The 15596-nt window shown below is 44.1% G+C and carries 14 protein-coding genes; 2 read left to right on the top strand and 12 right to left on the bottom strand.

What is annotated here, in order from left to right:
- Positions 1-50: 50 nt before the first annotated feature.
- The 3 genes from HRQ85_RS22635 to HRQ85_RS22625 all read right to left on the bottom strand — a co-directional run bounded on the left by HRQ85_RS22635 (position 51) and on the right by HRQ85_RS22625 (position 3022).
- Positions 51-1412 carry a sodium-dependent transporter gene (locus HRQ85_RS22635; protein WP_048614238.1) on the bottom strand — a complete coding sequence of 454 codons (1362 nt, stop codon included), beginning with the start codon at positions 1410-1412 and terminating at the stop codon, positions 51-53.
- A gap of 289 nt (positions 1413-1701) precedes the next feature.
- Positions 1702-2460 (bottom strand): YggN family protein, encoded by a 759-nt coding sequence (locus tag HRQ85_RS22630; protein ID WP_172380661.1) that lies wholly within the window; start codon positions 2458-2460, stop codon positions 1702-1704.
- Positions 2461-2548: 88 nt separating this feature from the next.
- Entirely contained in the window at positions 2549-3022 is a 474-nt protein-coding gene (locus HRQ85_RS22625) for a GreA/GreB family elongation factor (protein WP_172380660.1), read from the bottom strand.
- A gap of 145 nt (positions 3023-3167) precedes the next feature.
- On the opposite strand from HRQ85_RS22625, the gene HRQ85_RS22620 reads away from it, so the two are divergent.
- Complete coding sequence (locus tag HRQ85_RS22620; RefSeq protein WP_172380659.1) at positions 3168-5102, top strand: RecQ family ATP-dependent DNA helicase; 1935 nt, start codon at positions 3168-3170, stop codon at positions 5100-5102.
- 108 nt (positions 5103-5210) lie between these two features.
- Here HRQ85_RS22620 and dinB read toward each other — a convergent pair whose 3' ends face one another.
- A complete protein-coding gene (gene dinB / locus HRQ85_RS22615; RefSeq protein ID WP_050052879.1) occupies positions 5211-6287 on the bottom strand; it encodes a DNA polymerase IV in 1077 nt (358 codons plus the stop codon).
- A gap of 164 nt (positions 6288-6451) precedes the next feature.
- On the opposite strand from dinB, the gene HRQ85_RS22610 reads away from it, so the two are divergent.
- Positions 6452-7690 carry a GGDEF domain-containing response regulator gene (locus tag HRQ85_RS22610; protein WP_050619909.1) on the top strand — a complete coding sequence of 413 codons (1239 nt, stop codon included), beginning with the start codon at positions 6452-6454 and terminating at the stop codon, positions 7688-7690.
- Positions 7691-7825: 135 nt separating this feature from the next.
- Here the strand turns inward: HRQ85_RS22610 and nqrM are convergent, their stop codons facing one another.
- The 8 genes from nqrM to HRQ85_RS22570 all read right to left on the bottom strand — a co-directional run bounded on the left by nqrM (position 7826) and on the right by HRQ85_RS22570 (position 15115).
- The gene (nqrM, locus tag HRQ85_RS22605; protein WP_009848378.1) at positions 7826-8080 is read right to left on the bottom strand and encodes a (Na+)-NQR maturation NqrM; all 255 of its coding nucleotides are present in this window, start codon (positions 8078-8080) and stop codon (positions 7826-7828) included.
- Positions 8081-8096: 16 nt separating this feature from the next.
- Positions 8097-9101: an FAD:protein FMN transferase gene (locus HRQ85_RS22600; protein ID WP_048607978.1), complete on the bottom strand. Its 1005-nt coding sequence runs from the start codon at positions 9099-9101 to the stop codon at positions 8097-8099.
- Positions 9102-9275: 174 nt separating this feature from the next.
- Positions 9276-10502: an NADH:ubiquinone reductase (Na(+)-transporting) subunit F gene (gene nqrF, locus HRQ85_RS22595; protein WP_017631923.1), complete on the bottom strand. Its 1227-nt coding sequence runs from the start codon at positions 10500-10502 to the stop codon at positions 9276-9278.
- Between the two features lie 29 nt (positions 10503-10531).
- A complete protein-coding gene (nqrE, locus tag HRQ85_RS22590) occupies positions 10532-11128 on the bottom strand; it encodes an NADH:ubiquinone reductase (Na(+)-transporting) subunit E (RefSeq protein WP_009848375.1) in 597 nt (198 codons plus the stop codon).
- Positions 11129-11135: 7 nt separating this feature from the next.
- Positions 11136-11768 carry an NADH:ubiquinone reductase (Na(+)-transporting) subunit D gene (locus tag HRQ85_RS22585; protein ID WP_008223083.1) on the bottom strand — a complete coding sequence of 211 codons (633 nt, stop codon included), beginning with the start codon at positions 11766-11768 and terminating at the stop codon, positions 11136-11138.
- Positions 11768-12535 carry a Na(+)-translocating NADH-quinone reductase subunit C gene (locus HRQ85_RS22580; protein WP_019823841.1) on the bottom strand — a complete coding sequence of 256 codons (768 nt, stop codon included), beginning with the start codon at positions 12533-12535 and terminating at the stop codon, positions 11768-11770. Before HRQ85_RS22580 ends, HRQ85_RS22585 begins: the two co-directional genes overlap by 1 nt.
- Positions 12525-13769 carry an NADH:ubiquinone reductase (Na(+)-transporting) subunit B gene (locus HRQ85_RS22575; RefSeq protein WP_017067139.1) on the bottom strand — a complete coding sequence of 415 codons (1245 nt, stop codon included), beginning with the start codon at positions 13767-13769 and terminating at the stop codon, positions 12525-12527. The genes HRQ85_RS22580 and HRQ85_RS22575 overlap by 11 nt, the downstream gene beginning before the upstream one ends.
- 5 nt (positions 13770-13774) lie before the next feature.
- Entirely contained in the window at positions 13775-15115 is a 1341-nt protein-coding gene (locus HRQ85_RS22570; protein WP_019823845.1) for a Na(+)-translocating NADH-quinone reductase subunit A, read from the bottom strand.
- Between the last annotated feature and the right edge of the window lie 481 nt (positions 15116-15596).

Here is a 15596-nt window from a genome sequence, read left to right as displayed (position 1 = left end):
ATTTCAAGTTCTGAGGAGGTAATTTCAAAAAGCCCTGAAAGGGTTCTGCATTAACCGAAAGAAGCCCAGATAACCGTTGCTACCAAGATTGGGCACACAAACTTCACATACATTGGCCAAACCTTACCAAACCAACCCAATTGGAAATCCGGACAACCTTGTTCAAGCTCTTTCACTTTTGAAGCTCGGCTCCACACCCAACCACCAAACACACAGAACATCAGTGCTGCGACTGGTTGAAGATACTGAGTTGCAATCATCGCTACCATGCCAAACATCGCAGCAAAGTTGTAAACAATCACCACACTAAACAGCGCGATAGCACCACCAATCACCCAGCTTGTTGGCGTTCGTCTAGTATTGAAACGCTCACTCACTAGCGCTACAGGGCCTTCAAGCATCGAAATCGACGAAGTCAGTGCAGCAATCGTTAGTAGTAAGAAGAACACAATCGCAAAGATCTGACCAAGCACACCTAAACTATCAAACATCAACGGTAGAACCGTGAATACGAGCGTGTCAGAACTTAATAGTGAGCCATCTTCCGCATAGATTTGTACGCCCTTTTGCATCGCAACAAACATTGCAGGCATCACCACTAGGCCAGCAATAAAAGCGACAGCAGTATCCACCAAAGTTACGTTCATCGCCATTTTTGGCAGGTTCTCTTTCTTACTTAAGTAAGAGCCATAAACCAACATCGAGCAACCACCAATGGTGAGTGAGAAGAACCCCTGTCCCATTGCCGCCAGAATCAGTTTTCTATCCCACACTTTCTCAAAGTCTGGGACTAGGTAATGTTTTAGGCCTTCCATCGCGCCAGATTGCGTCATGATGTAAACAAACAATAAGCCAAATAAAACAAACAGCGCAGGCATCAGACGAGTCGACCACTTCTCGATGCCTTGTTTAACACCGCCCTGCACAATCAAGATAGTCAGTACATAAAACGCGACGGTACCAAATACGTTGCGCTCAACACTGAAGCCTTTAAACCAATCAGCAATCGCTTCTAGACCGATAAGATCCGCGACCGCACCAATTAGGAAGCAGATCAACCAACCACCAACAATACTGTAAAACGCCAACACAGCGCTTGGTACACTCAGTCCAATCCAACCGACAAACTCACCGACTTTCTTACCCAAAGGGTTTGTCGTCAAAGATCGCATGCTATCAACTGGGTTTGCTTGGCCATGACGGCCGATAGCCATCTCTACCACCAGCATTGGGAAAGCAACCACGAAGATCATGATCAAATAGACCAAAAGGAAAGCACCGCCACCGTTGCTGGCAACTTGAGTCGGGAAGCCCCAAATATTACCCAAGCCAACCGCTGCACCAGCCGCTGCTAAAATAAAGCCTAAACGAGAGCTAAAGTGCTCTCTTGAAGAGGAAGATTGTTGGTCCATATCGCCCGCATTAAAAATCAGTGAACTAGTTGAGAAGTACAGTAATAAAAAGCAATGATAGGCACAACTAATAAATGAACAATTCTCTGATTTTTACAATCAATGCGCTATTTAGAACCACAAAATTAACAAATAACCAGTCTTATCGTTCAATTAGAAGCAACAAAGCGAAGTGGAAGGCTTGAGAAGGAAATAGATTAAATAGAGATAAATACTCGCCGTGTGGTTCCATTTATACAAACAAAAAGAGCACCAAACGGTGCTCTTGTGATTCATCAGTCAATTCAGATTAGATCGTGAAGACTTGATAGTCTTTTAGGTTCGGAATGATTTCATGCAACTCTTGCTCTTGTTCCGCCATCTCATCCAGAGAATCGCAGAACTCATTCGCTTCTTCTTGTACTTGTTGAGAGTGTTCTTTCATTCGCTCTTCAACTTTCAGCTGTAATTCAGCCATGCTGTCAGCTAATTCAGTCAGGTTTAGGCCACCGTCTTGTTTCATCTTTTCTGACATCGCATTAAAAGCACTAGAGATAAATTCTTGGTTAAAGATCTCTTTTGCCTTCTCGAAATCTTCAGACCAGCCATTGGCCATAGAATCAAAGCTTTCTGCTGGTAACACTAACTCGCCATCTTTGTAGTAACGCGCTTCCAGTTCTGCAAAGTAGGTTTTCATTGATTCTTTTACGTTATCAAATGACTCAGGTGAATCCAGGCTAGCCGCGATATCATCAATCACGTCATTGGCTAACGCTAAGCTATCGTTGGCCATTTGTTTCGCTCGAGGTAAGTACTCACTCATATTTTCGCGATATTTCTCAATCGCCGCTTGTTGGTCGGCATCAAGCTCAACCTTCTCACCATGGATATAGAGGTCGTTGTTATCATCAAAAACGGCCGTATCACCATTCACTTGATGGATTTCGACTTTTTGATCATCGATTCTTAGTTCATTTTTCAAATCAACTCGACACTGCGCTGCAAACGTTGGCAGGCTCACAACAGCGATAACCGCTGTTAGTGATGCAATTAATACATTGTTTTTCATAACATCCTCTCATCAATCTGACAGATTACTATACCCTTGGTATATGCTTCTTTGTCAGAGAAACGTTTAATATCTACTAATCAACCAGTTAGTCGATAGAGATAACTTCATAGCAAAACTGTTTATCAGCGACCTTAAATTCAATCTCATCGCCAACTTCTTTACCCATTAGAGCCTGACCGAAAGGTGCATTTGCCGTCACAATAGCTACTTCCTTGTCATTCCACGTGACAGAAAGTCCGCCGACTCTCGGCCCCATAAAGAAATGTTTATATTGATCATGCTCGTCAATGACCACAACATAACTGCTCACCGTAATCTTCTCACTATCACGCAACACTAAGTTACGATAACACTGAATGTCGTCTTCACACTCTTGTACCCTCACCGCTTGACCATGAGCAAGATACGAAGCTTCTAGTGCCAGTGTATCGTACTTATGCTCAGGCACTGTCTCTTCATCTGTCGCAGCGTCAATCGCGCGTTGAGTAGCAGATTGTGCGATACGTAATCGGGATTCGAGTTGCTCGATGATTATTTGGTGAAGCTCAGACTTATTCATACTATTGGGGTGCTTTTCTATAGGAGCTACAGAATAGAATTAGGTACAATCAGGTGCAAGACATTTGATTCATCAAGCGACGCTATCATGAATAGGCGCCCGCTTTAGCATCAATACGACACTTAATAACTCAGGTAGAACATAAATGATTGAGCAGAAGCTAAAACAAGTATTCGGATTCGACTCACTGCGTAATGGGCAAAAGCAAGTCATTGATAATGTTCTATCTGGTCACTCGACTGCCGCGATATTCCCGACAGGCTCAGGTAAATCGCTGTGCTATCAATTACCAGCATTAGAGTTGCCGCACTTAACCTTGGTGATATCGCCGCTGTTAGCCTTGATGAAAGACCAACTCGCTTTCCTGCACAGTAAAGGCATTAGCGCAGCGGCAATCGAGTCAAGCCAAGACAGACAAACCACACAACAGGTTATGCAGTCGGTACGTAACGGTGACACCAAGATCCTCATGATCTCCGTTGAGCGCTTGAAGAACGAACGCTTTCGCCAGTTTATCTCTCAAGTGCCGATCTCACTGCTTGTAGTCGATGAAGCGCACTGTATTTCAGAGTGGGGACACAACTTCAGACCCGATTACCTGAAGCTTCCTCAATACCAAAAACAGCTCAATATTCCTCAGGTTCTGCTACTGACAGCCACCGCGACCACTTCAGTTATCCAAGACATGAACTCAAAGTTTGAAATTGATGAGGAGCGCGTTGTGGTTACGGGCTTCTATCGTCAAAACCTCGATCTATCGATTCAACCTTGTGAACAAACCAGCAAGCTAGAAACCTTGTGCAATGTGGTTAACCAAGCTTCTCTCGCTCCGACTATTGTTTATGTCACCCTTCAACAAACAGCTGAGATGGTGGCTCAGCAGCTTCGAAACGCTGGCGTTAATGCTGTGGCTTACCATGCCGGTCTTAAGCCTGAAAATAGAGATGCTATTCAACATCAATTCATGAATGATGAAGTGAGCTGTATCGTGGCAACCATTGCGTTTGGTATGGGCGTAGATAAATCTAACATCCGCCGAGTAATTCACTTTGACCTACCAAAATCGATCGAAAACTACTCGCAAGAGATCGGCAGAGCTGGCCGAGATGGGCAAGCGTCTGAATGTATTTTACTGGCTAACAAACATGGTTTGAGCACACTCGAGAACTTCGTTTTTGGTGATACGCCAGACAAGATATCGATCCAAGCGGTATTAAAAGAGATTTACGAAAATCAAAACATTGGCGCTTCTGGCTCGAATCAATGGGAGATCATGCTTAACCAACTATCACGTGAATCCAACATTCGTCAGTTACCGCTAAAAACTCTGCTGGTGTATCTCGAAATTGAAGGCGTGATCGAGCCTAAGTACAGTTACTTCGCAGACTACAAATTTAAGTTCATTCGCCCGAAACAACAAATCACCGAACAGTTCCAAAGTGAACGTCGTCAATTTGTCGAAGCTATTTTCCAATGCTCTCCTCAAGCAAGAGTGTGGTGCCAAGTCGACTTCGATGCGCTTTGGACTCACTACCAAGCCGATCGCCAGCGTGTGATTGCGGCTATCGACTACTTCAATGAACAAGGTTGGATTGAACTAGAAAGCAAGCAGATCACCGATGTCTACGCAATCCACAATACTTCTGAAGATATGATGCAACTGTCAGAGCGTCTAACTGAGTTGTTTAAAGCAAAAGAAAACAGCGAGATAAACCGCCTAAACCAAATGCTGAATTTCTTTGAGGCGGATACTTGCCTAAGCTCACGCCTTGCGAGTTACTTTGCCGATGATAAAGCGCCAACAAACTGCGGTCATTGCTCTGTATGTCGAGGAGAAGTGGCAATCTTACCAACCGTTGATGTTGAACCTATCGATGATGAGACGGTGATGACATGGATACATGAGTTTATTTCGGCTAGCCAACAACTGATTACCGACGAGGCAATTACTCGCTTCTTATGCGGAATCGCCACCCCGCTTTCAACCAAACTGAAAGCCAGCAAAATGGTCGGTTACGGCAAGCTAGAGCAGCAACCGTTCAGTGATACCTTAGCGCGAGTTAAACTGCTTCCTAGGTAACCCAACTTCCTTGTTTAGAAAAAACCGACTAGGTTATCAAACCTAGTCGGCATTAAAACACCAACACTTCCAGTACCACCTCTAAGCCTAAATTCTCAGCGCCTTTCCCTAAAAGAAACTCAACTGACGCATTTGGTCTTTGGGTTGCAGCATTACGCTTAAACCAAGCAGACGTATTTCTCTCCCCTGTTGCCTTTTCAGTATTTCACTTAGCAGTTCTTTGAAATGTTCACGATCGAGAGAGGCGTGGATGTGTTCAATCGTGGTTTGTTGAAAGTCGGCGAACTTGAGCTTAATGCCCTGCTTGATAATCGCTTTACTTGGGCTGGCTTTTTCTAAGCGAGTTTCGAGTTCAGGAAATAGCTTGTCTTCGATTACCTGCCAACATTCAGCGTAAGTTGAAATATTTTGAGTGAAGGTGCGCTCTACGCCTACCGATTTTCGCTCGCGCTCGATGATAACTTCTCGATCATCAATGCCATGACTGCGCTTCCAGAGTGATGCACCTTGGCGGCCAAACTTGAGTAGCAGGTCTCGATAATCAGACTCTTTAATATCCTTACAAGTAAAGAAACCCGCTTGATGCAGCTTTTCAATGCTCACCTTGCCAACACCGGGAATCTTTTCAAGTGGCAGCTCATCAATCACAGCTTGAACGTCCTGTGGAGGGATCACAAACTGACCATTGGGCTTATTCAGATCCGAGGCCACTTTCGCCAAGAATTTAATCGGTGCAATACCAGCAGAAGCGGTCAGGTTCAGTTCGTTCCAAATATCACGGCGAATCGACTCTGCAATCAGAGTGGCCGAACCGTGACACTGTTTAGAATCGGTGACATCAAGGAAAGCTTCATCCAAGGAAAGAGGTTCAATGATTGATGTGTATCGAGAGAAGATTTCACGGATCTTTTTAGATATCTCGACATAGACCGACATTCTTCCCGGCACAACCAATAGATTAGGACAAAGCTGTAGGGCTTTTCCGGTAGGCATTGCAGAGCGAACACCAAACTTGCGGGCTTCATAATTACAGGTGCTCAAAACGCCGCGTTGCTTTTCATGCCCACCAACAGCTAACGGGCGATTTCGGTAAGCAGGGTTATCACGCATTTCTACAGCCGCGTAAAAACAATCCATATCAACATGAATTATTTTTCTTACTTTCTCTTCACCCGCGCTACACATCTAGGAATTACTCGACCTTACAACTGTGTCTATAAACAGTATAATCCAATTATTATCAGATTTAAAACGATCTCGAGTCCAGCTAAAGAGGTTTCGCTTCAATAGCCATGAGCTCTTCTGATACTATTGTTAACGAGTATTTAGTCTATAAGTAGGGATCGCTTGTGAGTGAAAAAATACTAGTAGTGGAAGATAGCCGAGCATTCCGCAACTACCTGTACCAACAGCTTAAAAATAGCGGTTATGAGGTAGCAGTTGCTGAATCGATTGCAGAAGCAAAAAACATCTTGGAACAAGAGACAGATTTCTTGTGTGCCGTATTGGATTACTGCTTACCTGACGGGCAAGACGGTGAGATCATTGACCTCGTCTTAGGCTACCAACAGAAAATCATTGTCCTGACCGGGATGTTTGACAATCAACTGCGAGAGCAAGTCCTAGCCAAAGGCGTTATCGATTACATACTTAAAGACAGTATGTCATCAGTAAGCTACCTACTCCCTCTGGTTCAAAGAATTTCGAATAATCGCCACCACAAAGCATTGGTTGTCGATGATTCAGCAGTCGTTCGCCGTTACATAGCTCAACTTCTAGAACACCAATATATCCAAACTATCCAAGCCGAAGATGGCGAACAAGCATTAAAGCTTCTTCATAACGATCCCGATATTACATTCGTTGTTACAGACCATGATATGCCGAAGAAAGACGGTATAGCGATGATCCGTGAGATTCGACGTGATCACGACAGAAACCAGCTGGCCATTCTAGGTCTATCGGGCAGCGATGACCGCACCATGACAGCGCGATTCCTTAAAGCGGGGGCTAACGACTTCCTTTACAAGCCTTTTAACCAAGAAGAGTTTTTCTGCCGAATCCATCAACTGCTTGATATGAAAGAAGCAGCCAATGAGCTGTTTCGACATGCCAACGAGGATGCTCTTACTGGCTTATGGAATCGTCGCTACCTGTTCAATCATCCTTGTAAAGGCTGCGATCAACGAAACATCGCGATGATGGATATCGACTTCTTTAAGAAAGTGAATGATACCTTTGGCCACGATGGTGGTGATGCAGTGCTGATCGATGTAGGGAAAATCATCAAAGATCATTTCAAAGACGATGTCGCTGTGCGCTTCGGTGGTGAAGAGTTTTGTATTCAGTCATGCGGTGCATTTGAGAGCTTTGTTGACAACTTAGAGTCCATGAGAGAAGCCATTGAAAGCCATGTTGTTGAGCATGACTCTCAAAGAATCAAGGTCAGTATCAGTATCGGCGTAACCGATTTAGACGCGAAGCTAGATGAGCAGATCAAAGCCGCTGATGAGCTTCTTTATACGGCAAAAGAGCAAGGTAGAAACCAGCTAGTGTTTGCGCGTAACAGCATGCAAATCGAACAATAGTCATTCGCTTTTGTTTCCATTTTTAGTATGCCAAGATTAATTGCTATACTTCAAAACTAAAAAAGCTCAAGACGGTAATCTTGAGCTTTTCAATTTAAGGGCATAGATAACTCTACCCCTAATGACTGTCACCAATTAAGCGATACGGTCTTTACTCCAAGCCGCTTCTTTTTGTTGACGCTCAGCCAGCTTCTCTTCACGGTAAGCTTCACGTGCTTCACGCTTCTTACGCGCGTCACAAGGTTCAGGGCAGTTACATACTTTATCAATACCAACAGCACCCAAACCGCCACAGCTACCTTTCACAACTTTCTTTTGGATAATGTAGCCAATTGACATCGCTGCGATTACTGCAAGAAAAACACCAAATGTAATCAGAAATGTATTCATAATTATCTCGCTTACCTTATTTACCTAAGTATGGCTTAAATGCTTCAGAAGCAATTTCTTTAAAGCCATCTGCTGTTTTTACCACCATGAACACTGGGATGTTATGTTGGTTTGCGACTTCCATTCCTTTTTCCTCACCTAAGACCATAAGGCCCGTAGATAAGCCGTCTGCAGTCATTGAAGACGGGTTTAAAACAGTCACAGAAACCACTTTATGATGAAGAGGCTTTCCTGTTTCTGGGTTGATGATGTGTGAGTAACGAACACCATCACGCTCAAAATAGTTGCGGTAGTCACCAGACGTTGCGATCGCCATATCACCAGGTTCGATGATCTCTTGAATGTTGCGTTCGTCAATACTTGGCTTTTCGATGGCAATACGCCAGCCTACACTTTCGCGGTTAAGGCCTTTTAAACGGATTTCACCGCCGACTTCTACCATGTAGTTGTGAATACCAATGGAATCAAGGTAATCAGCAACAACATCAACGCCCCAACCTTTTGCAATGGTTGACAGGTCGACGTACAAATTAGGCAAATCTTTAGTTAGCTTGTTGCCTTCAACGCTCAAGTGGTGAATACCGACTTTAGCTTTACGAGCAGCAAGCTCTTCATCTGATGGAACTACTTCCGGACGCGCTTCAGGACCAAAACCCCAAAGATTAACTAATGGACCAACCGTAACGTCCAACGCACCTTCAGTAAGACCGTTCAAACGAATGGCTTCTTTCACAACGATAGCGGTTTGTTCAGAGACTTCGAATGCGTCAGCGCCTTTGTGTTGGTTGAAACGGCTCAGCTCTGAATCTTCACGGTAAGTCGACATTTGATCATTCACTTCTTCGAGTAGACGATCGATCTCTGTATGAACTTCATTAGACTCGGGAAATTCATCACCATTGATGTATTTAATATTGTAACTGGTGCCCATAGTCGGGCCACTTAAATGCACTTGCTCTCTTGCCTGCTCACAGCCCGCAAGAAAAATCAAAGAAGTTAATGCAACAAGCCAAATTCTCACTTGCTTACTCCTGTCTAATGTTGAGGATTTATATAAGGAAAAATAAGAGTAAAAAATAGGTATTTTGAATGCCTTACTCTTTCTTATATAAGCCAGTATGTTGTCAAAAATAGTCTTAGAAAAACAAATGGCTGACTCGTGAGAGTCAGCCATAATATCAATCACTTAAATGGATTAACCACCGAAGTCATCTAGTAGGATGTTTTCATCTTCTACACCAAGATCTTTCAGCATGCCGATAACAGCCGCGTTCATCATTGGTGGACCACACATGTAGTACTCACAGTCTTCAGGAGCTTCGTGATCCTTCAGGTAGTTTTCGTACAATACGTTGTGGATGAAACCTGTGTAACCGTCCCAGTTGTCCTCAGGTTGAGGATCAGACAGAGCACAGTGCCACACAAAGTTCTCGTTTGCAGCCGCTAGGCCATCGAAATCTTCAATGTAGAACATCTCACGCTTAGAACGTGCACCGTACCAGTAAGACATCTTACGAGTAGAGTTAAGACGCTTAAGTTGGTCGAAGATATGTGAACGCATTGGCGCCATACCTGCACCACCACCGATGAATACCATTTCATTGTCTGTGTCTTTAGCAAAGAACTCACCAAATGGACCAGAAATAGTACATTTGTCGCCTTCTTTAAGAGACCAGATGTATGAAGACATCACACCAGGAGCTACGTCAGGATTGTTTGGCGGCGGAGTTGCGATACGCACGTTAAGCTTGATGATGCCTTTCTCTTCTGGGTATGAAGCCATAGAGTAAGCACGGATCGAATGCTCTTTAACGATAGACTCGTAACGGAACAAGTTGAACTTATCCCAGTCACCACGGTATTCCTCAGGAATATCGTAATCTGCGTATTTCACGTGATGTGGTTCAGCTTCAATCTGAATGTAACCACCCGCGCGGAACGGAACTTCTTCACCTTCAGGGATCGCTAGAGCAAGTTCTTTGATGAAAGTAGCTTCGTTGTTATTCGAGATAACAGTACATTCCCACTTTTTAACACCAAAGATATCTTCGTCTAGTTCAATCTCCATGTCAGTTTTCATAGCAACTTGACATGCAAGACGTTCGCCTTCGCGAGCTTCACCTTTTGTGATGTGATCAAGTTCAGTTGGAAGGATGTCGCCACCACCAGACTTAACTTTTACACGACACTGACCACAAGAGCCACCGCCACCACAAGCAGAAGATACGAAGATACCAGCGCCAGCTAGGGCACCAAGTAGCTTGCTACCAGGTTGAGTAACGATCGCCTTTTCAGGGTCGCCGTTTACAGCAATAGTGATGTCACCTGATGGTACTAGCTTAGACTTAGCGAAAAGAATCACTAGTACTAGAGCCAATACAATAATGGTAAACATCGCTACGCCAAGAATAATGCTTTGCATTTGTTATTCCTTATTACTGGGTGCTTACCCTACAGTTGAACACCAGAGAAAGACATAAAGCCTAACGCCATCAGACCAACAGTAATGAACGTGATACCAAGGCCACGAAGACCTGGAGGAACGTCAGAGTACTTCATCTTCTCACGGATACCCGCAAGAGCAACGATAGCTAACATCCAACCCACACCAGAACCGAAGCCGTAAACAACAGATTCAGCAAAGTTGTAGTCACGAGTTACCATGAAAGATACACCACCAAAGATTGCACAGTTAACTGTGATCAGTGGAAGGAAGATACCTAGTGCGTTGTACAAAGGTGGGAAGAAACGGTCTAGAACCATCTCTAGGATTTGTACAAGTGCCGCGATAACACCGATGAATGCGATGAAGTTAAGGAAACTTAAATCGACACCTTCAACAAGCGCGTTTTCTTTCAGGATGTGTGTGTAAACAAGATTGTTTACAGGAACAGCGATTGTAAGTACTACAACTACCGCAACACCAAGACCAAAAGAAGTTTTAACTTTCTTAGATACCGCTAGGAATGTACACATACCTAGGAAGAAAGAAAGCGCCATGTTTTCGATGAAAATCGATTTAACTAGCAGACTAATATAATGTTCCATGACTACCTTACCCCTTCGCTTCTACTTGTTCTGGTTTGAACACACGAATTGCCCAAATCAAGAAACCAATTAGGAAGAATGCAGAAGGTGCTAGAAGCATCAAGCCGTTTGGCTGATACCAACCACCGTTGCTCACTAGAGGTAGTACTTCCATACCAAATAGTTTGCCAGAGCCTAAAAGCTCACGGAAGAAACCAACAGTGATAAGAACGAAACCGTAACCAAGACCGTTACCAAGACCATCGATTAGAGATGGGATTGGTGCAGACTTCATTGCGAATGCTTCAGCACGACCCATTACAATACAGTTAGTAATGATTAGGCCTACGAATACAGATAGCTGCTTCGAGATATCGTATAGGTATGCTTTAAGCACTTGGTCTACCACGATTACTAGTGATGCGATAATTGCCATCTGAACGATGATACGCACACTGTTAGGAATGTGGTTACGGATCAAAGAAACGAAGAAGTTAGACAGAGCAGTAACAAACATTACCGCGATAGTCATAACAAATGCTGTTTCTAGCTTAGTGGTTACCGCAAGAGCAGAACACACACCAAGAACCTGTAGCGCGATTGGGTTGTTGTCCAACACCGGCGCTAAGATGCTCTTTTTAATTTCTTTTGCACTAGACATTAGTTCAGACCTCCGTCACGAACTTTTGCTAGGAACGGACCAAAGCCCATATCACCTAACCAGAAGTCAAATGTATGTTGAACACCAACGCTAGTCAGTGTTGCACCAGAAAGGCCATCTACACCGTGCTCAGAACCTTGAGGAGCGCCACCTTTAACAACCTGAATAGCCGGTTTGTGGTTTTCGTCGAATAATTTCTTACCAACGAATTGAGCGCGCCAAGTTGGGTTCTCAACTTCACCACCAAGTCCAGGAGTTTCACCTTGCTCGTAGTAAGTGATACCAGAAACTGTGTTGCCATCAGTTTCTACCGCAACGAATGCGTACATCATTGACCATAGACCGTTACCGTGAACAGGGATGATAACTTTAGAAGTTTCAGCGCCATCTTTCACAAGGTATACAGTACCCGTGTTAGCACGACGAAGGATCTTAGCGATGTCATCTTCAGCTGAAAGCTTGATTGACTGAGCTGGATCTTTTGCCGCTTTACGTTGGTCGTATGCAGCAGCATCGCCGTCAACGAAATCGCCAGTAGCGAAATCAACTAGACGAGGTTCAATGTTCTCTGCGTACAGTTCAGGGATATTACCCGCAAGTTCAATGCCCGCAACTTCAAGGATCTTAGTTTGCTGATCCAGAACCGCGTTAGCTTGTTGCTTAGGTTTAAGAACAACTGCAGCTGTTGAAACGATGATTGAGCACACTAGGCTCAATGCGATAACAACAAACAGCGTCTTTTTAATGCTATCGTTATTACTTGCCATAGCGCGCTAGTCTCCGCTTAATGTTCTTCTCGATTACAACGTGGTCAAACAGAGGAGCAAATAGGTTTGCGAATAGAATCGCAAGCATCATGCCTTCTGGGTATGCAGGGTTAACTACACGAATCATTACACACATTGCGCCGATTAGGATGCCGTACCACCACTTACCTTTGTTGGTAAATGAAGCTGATACTGGGTCAGTCGCCATGAAGAACATACCGAATGCGAAGCCACCTAGAACTAGATGCCAGTGCCAAGGCATGCTGAACATTGCGTTAGTATCAGAACCGATCACGTTAAACAGCGTAGACACAGCAATCATACCGATCATTACACCAGCAATGATGCGCCATGAAGCGATACGCATGTAAACGATCATCGCTGCACCAATCATAAGTGCTAGAGTCGATACTTCACCGATAGAACCTGGGATGTTACCAATGAATGCGTCCATCCAAGTGATTGCTTCACCAGATGTTACGTTCATTAGTGCGCTACCGCCGCCTTGAGCCCATTGGCTAAGAGCAGTTGCACCAGAGAAACCATCTGCAGCAGTCCAAACTACGTCACCTGAAATCTGTGCAGGGTATGCAAAGAATAGGAACGCACGACCAGCAAGTGCAGGGTTCAGGAAGTTACGACCCGTACCACCGAAGATCTCTTTAGCGACTACAACACCGAAGGTAATACCTAGTGCTGCTTGCCATAGAGGAAGTGTTGGCGGAACGATAAGCGCGAATAAGATAGAAGTAACAAAGAAACCTTCGTTTACTTCGTGCTTACGCACCATACAGAACAGAACTTCCCAGAAACCACCAACGATGAATACCGTTGCGTAGATAGGTAGGAAGTATGTCGCACCAAGTAGCATCTTACTGCCAACACCTGCATCGGCTCCTAAGGAGGCTCCAAGCATTTCGGTTAGCCAGTAGTGCCAGTTACCACTGATAACAGATGCTAGTTCAGCGCCTGCGTACATATGGTTAAGTGCTGCGATAGCTTGGCCACCCGCGTTGTACATACCCCAGAACATTGCTGGGAATACCGCGAACCAAACCATGATCATGATACGTTTTAAATCAACGCTATCACGAACGTGCGAGCTTTTCTTTGTAATAAGACCTGGCGTGTAGAACACTGTCGCTGCTGCTTCATAAAGCGCAAACCACTTCTCGTGTTTACCACCTGGTTCAAAATGATGCTCGATGTCTTCAAGAAACTTTTTAAGGCCCATGAAAATTACCCTTCCTTCTCAATCGTATCTAGGCATTCACGAAGTAGTTGACCGTACTCGTACTTACCTGGACATACAAAGGTACACAATGCTACATCTTCTTCGTCTAGCTCTAGCGCACCAAGTGCTTGAGCACTATCAATGTCGCCTGCACATAGATCACGAAGCAGCAATGTAGGTTCCATATCTAGAGGCATTACGCGCTCGTAGTTACCAATTGGAACCATTGAGCGGTCACTACCGTTTGTTGTCGTTGTCATGTTGAACAACTGACCTTTAAACAGGTGACCAAGGAATGAACGAGTAACAGAGAACTTGTTCTTACCAGGCATAGCCCAGCCGAATAGCTCTTTATCACGACCTTCACGTAGAACAGAAACTTGCTGATGGTAACGACCAAGGAAAGCATGTGGACCTGTTGCTTCAGTACCCGTAAGTACAGAACCAGAAATCACACGAACTTCGCCTGGCATTAACTCGCTGTCTGTCAACTCTTCAAGGCTAGCACCAATTTGAGTACGAACTAGACGTGGGTTGTTAACCACTGGACCAGCCAGAGAAACAACACGCTCAGAGTAAATCTCACCAGTAAGGAAAAGCTTACCGAATGCGATAACATCTTGGTAGTTAATGCTCCACGCTACATTTTGTGCATTTACCGGATATAGGTAATGCATATGCGTGCCTGCAAGACCTGCAGGGTGTGGGCCATCAAAAACATGTTCTTCAACGTTAGACTGAGCTGAACGAGGTAAGCTAGTACCTTTTTTACAAACGTACACTTTACCGTTAGTCAGAGTTGAAAGAAGATCTAAACCAGCAACGAAAGCATCAGACTGCTCGTTAATGATTAATTCTGGCTCAGCTGCTAGCGGATTAGTATCCATAGCAGTAACGAAAATAGCCTGAGTTTCAGAATCAACTGCTGGAACCTTGCTGAACGGACGAGTTCGCAAAGCGGTCCATGCGCCAGACTCAACTAACTGAGCTTTAACCGTTTCACGGTCAAGGCCTACTAGTTGGTTAGCTTCATAGCTATTGAACGTGATTTGCTCATTGCCTGCTACTTCAATCACTACTGATTGAAGAACACGCTTAGCACCACGGTTCACTTCAATAACTTTACCGCTTGCTGGAGAAGTAAATACAACACCTGGGTTCTTTTTATCTGCAAAAAGAACTTGGCCTTTCTTCACTTCATCACCAACGCGAGCATGCATCGTAGGACGCATACCAACGTACTCTTCGCCAAGCAAGGCGACTTTAGTGATGGACTTACCATCATTAATCACCTGGGATGGAGTTCCTGCGATAGGAAGATCCAAACCCTTCTTTATTGTAATCATACGCACTTGCACTACTTTATCGGGAAAAAGATTCTTTTAATTGCGTAAATTCGGGACGTTTTAAAATCGCCCTTAGACACGACATTACAGTGTCCGGTTTTGGTAAATTTGAGATACCAAAATCGCAACATTACATTAATAAACTCATCACAAAGATTATGTGAGATTTATCAGGTGCCGTATTCTAGCATTTTTTGACAACTTGATGCCATGACCAATAACTTGAATACCGCGTTTATTTGGTGAGATTTGAAGCATATGGACTCTCAAATATGTATAAATTTGACGAGCCGCACAGATAAAATAGCTTTTGAAACGTGTTTTAAACAAGAGATTAATACTCTGTCACAAACTATTATTTTACGAGTTATGTTGAAACACTGTTAATAAAAACATTACTCATTGTAGGTATTTTTAGTCGTTCAAATTGCCATCAGTTTGAGTGATATAACAACGAAAAACACATAGGTTTGGCGACAAA

The sequence above is a fragment of the Vibrio sp. Vb339 genome (assembly GCF_902751245.1).
Classification (GTDB): domain Bacteria; phylum Pseudomonadota; class Gammaproteobacteria; order Enterobacterales; family Vibrionaceae; genus Vibrio; species Vibrio coralliirubri.
Note: the sequence above shows the minus strand (reverse complement) of the source record. Positions and strands in the feature narration are given on the sequence as shown.

Bases quoted from the DNA above. Each gene is read 5' to 3' on its own strand.
- HRQ85_RS22635 (WP_048614238.1), bottom strand. From the start codon at position 1,412: ATGGACCAACAATCTTCCTCTTCAAGAGAGCACTTTAGCTCTCGTTTA.
- HRQ85_RS22630 (WP_172380661.1), bottom strand. From the start codon at position 2,460: ATGAAAAACAATGTATTAATTGCATCACTAACAGCGGTTATCGCTGTT.
- HRQ85_RS22625 (WP_172380660.1), bottom strand. From the start codon at position 3,022: ATGAATAAGTCTGAGCTTCACCAAATAATCATCGAGCAACTCGAATCC.
- HRQ85_RS22620 (WP_172380659.1), top strand. From the start codon at position 3,168: ATGATTGAGCAGAAGCTAAAACAAGTATTCGGATTCGACTCACTGCGT.
- dinB (WP_050052879.1), bottom strand. From the start codon at position 6,287: ATGTGTAGCGCGGGTGAAGAGAAAGTAAGAAAAATAATTCATGTTGAT.
- nqrM (WP_009848378.1), bottom strand. From the start codon at position 8,080: ATGAATACATTTCTGATTACATTTGGTGTTTTTCTTGCAGTAATCGCA.
- nqrF (WP_017631923.1), bottom strand. From the start codon at position 10,502: ATGCAAAGCATTATTCTTGGCGTAGCGATGTTTACCATTATTGTATTG.
- nqrE (WP_009848375.1), bottom strand. From the start codon at position 11,128: ATGGAACATTATATTAGTCTGCTAGTTAAATCGATTTTCATCGAAAAC.
- HRQ85_RS22585 (WP_008223083.1), bottom strand. From the start codon at position 11,768: ATGTCTAGTGCAAAAGAAATTAAAAAGAGCATCTTAGCGCCGGTGTTG.
- HRQ85_RS22580 (WP_019823841.1), bottom strand. From the start codon at position 12,535: ATGGCAAGTAATAACGATAGCATTAAAAAGACGCTGTTTGTTGTTATC.
- HRQ85_RS22575 (WP_017067139.1), bottom strand. From the start codon at position 13,769: ATGGGCCTTAAAAAGTTTCTTGAAGACATCGAGCATCATTTTGAACCA.
- HRQ85_RS22570 (WP_019823845.1), bottom strand. From the start codon at position 15,115: ATGATTACAATAAAGAAGGGTTTGGATCTTCCTATCGCAGGAACTCCA.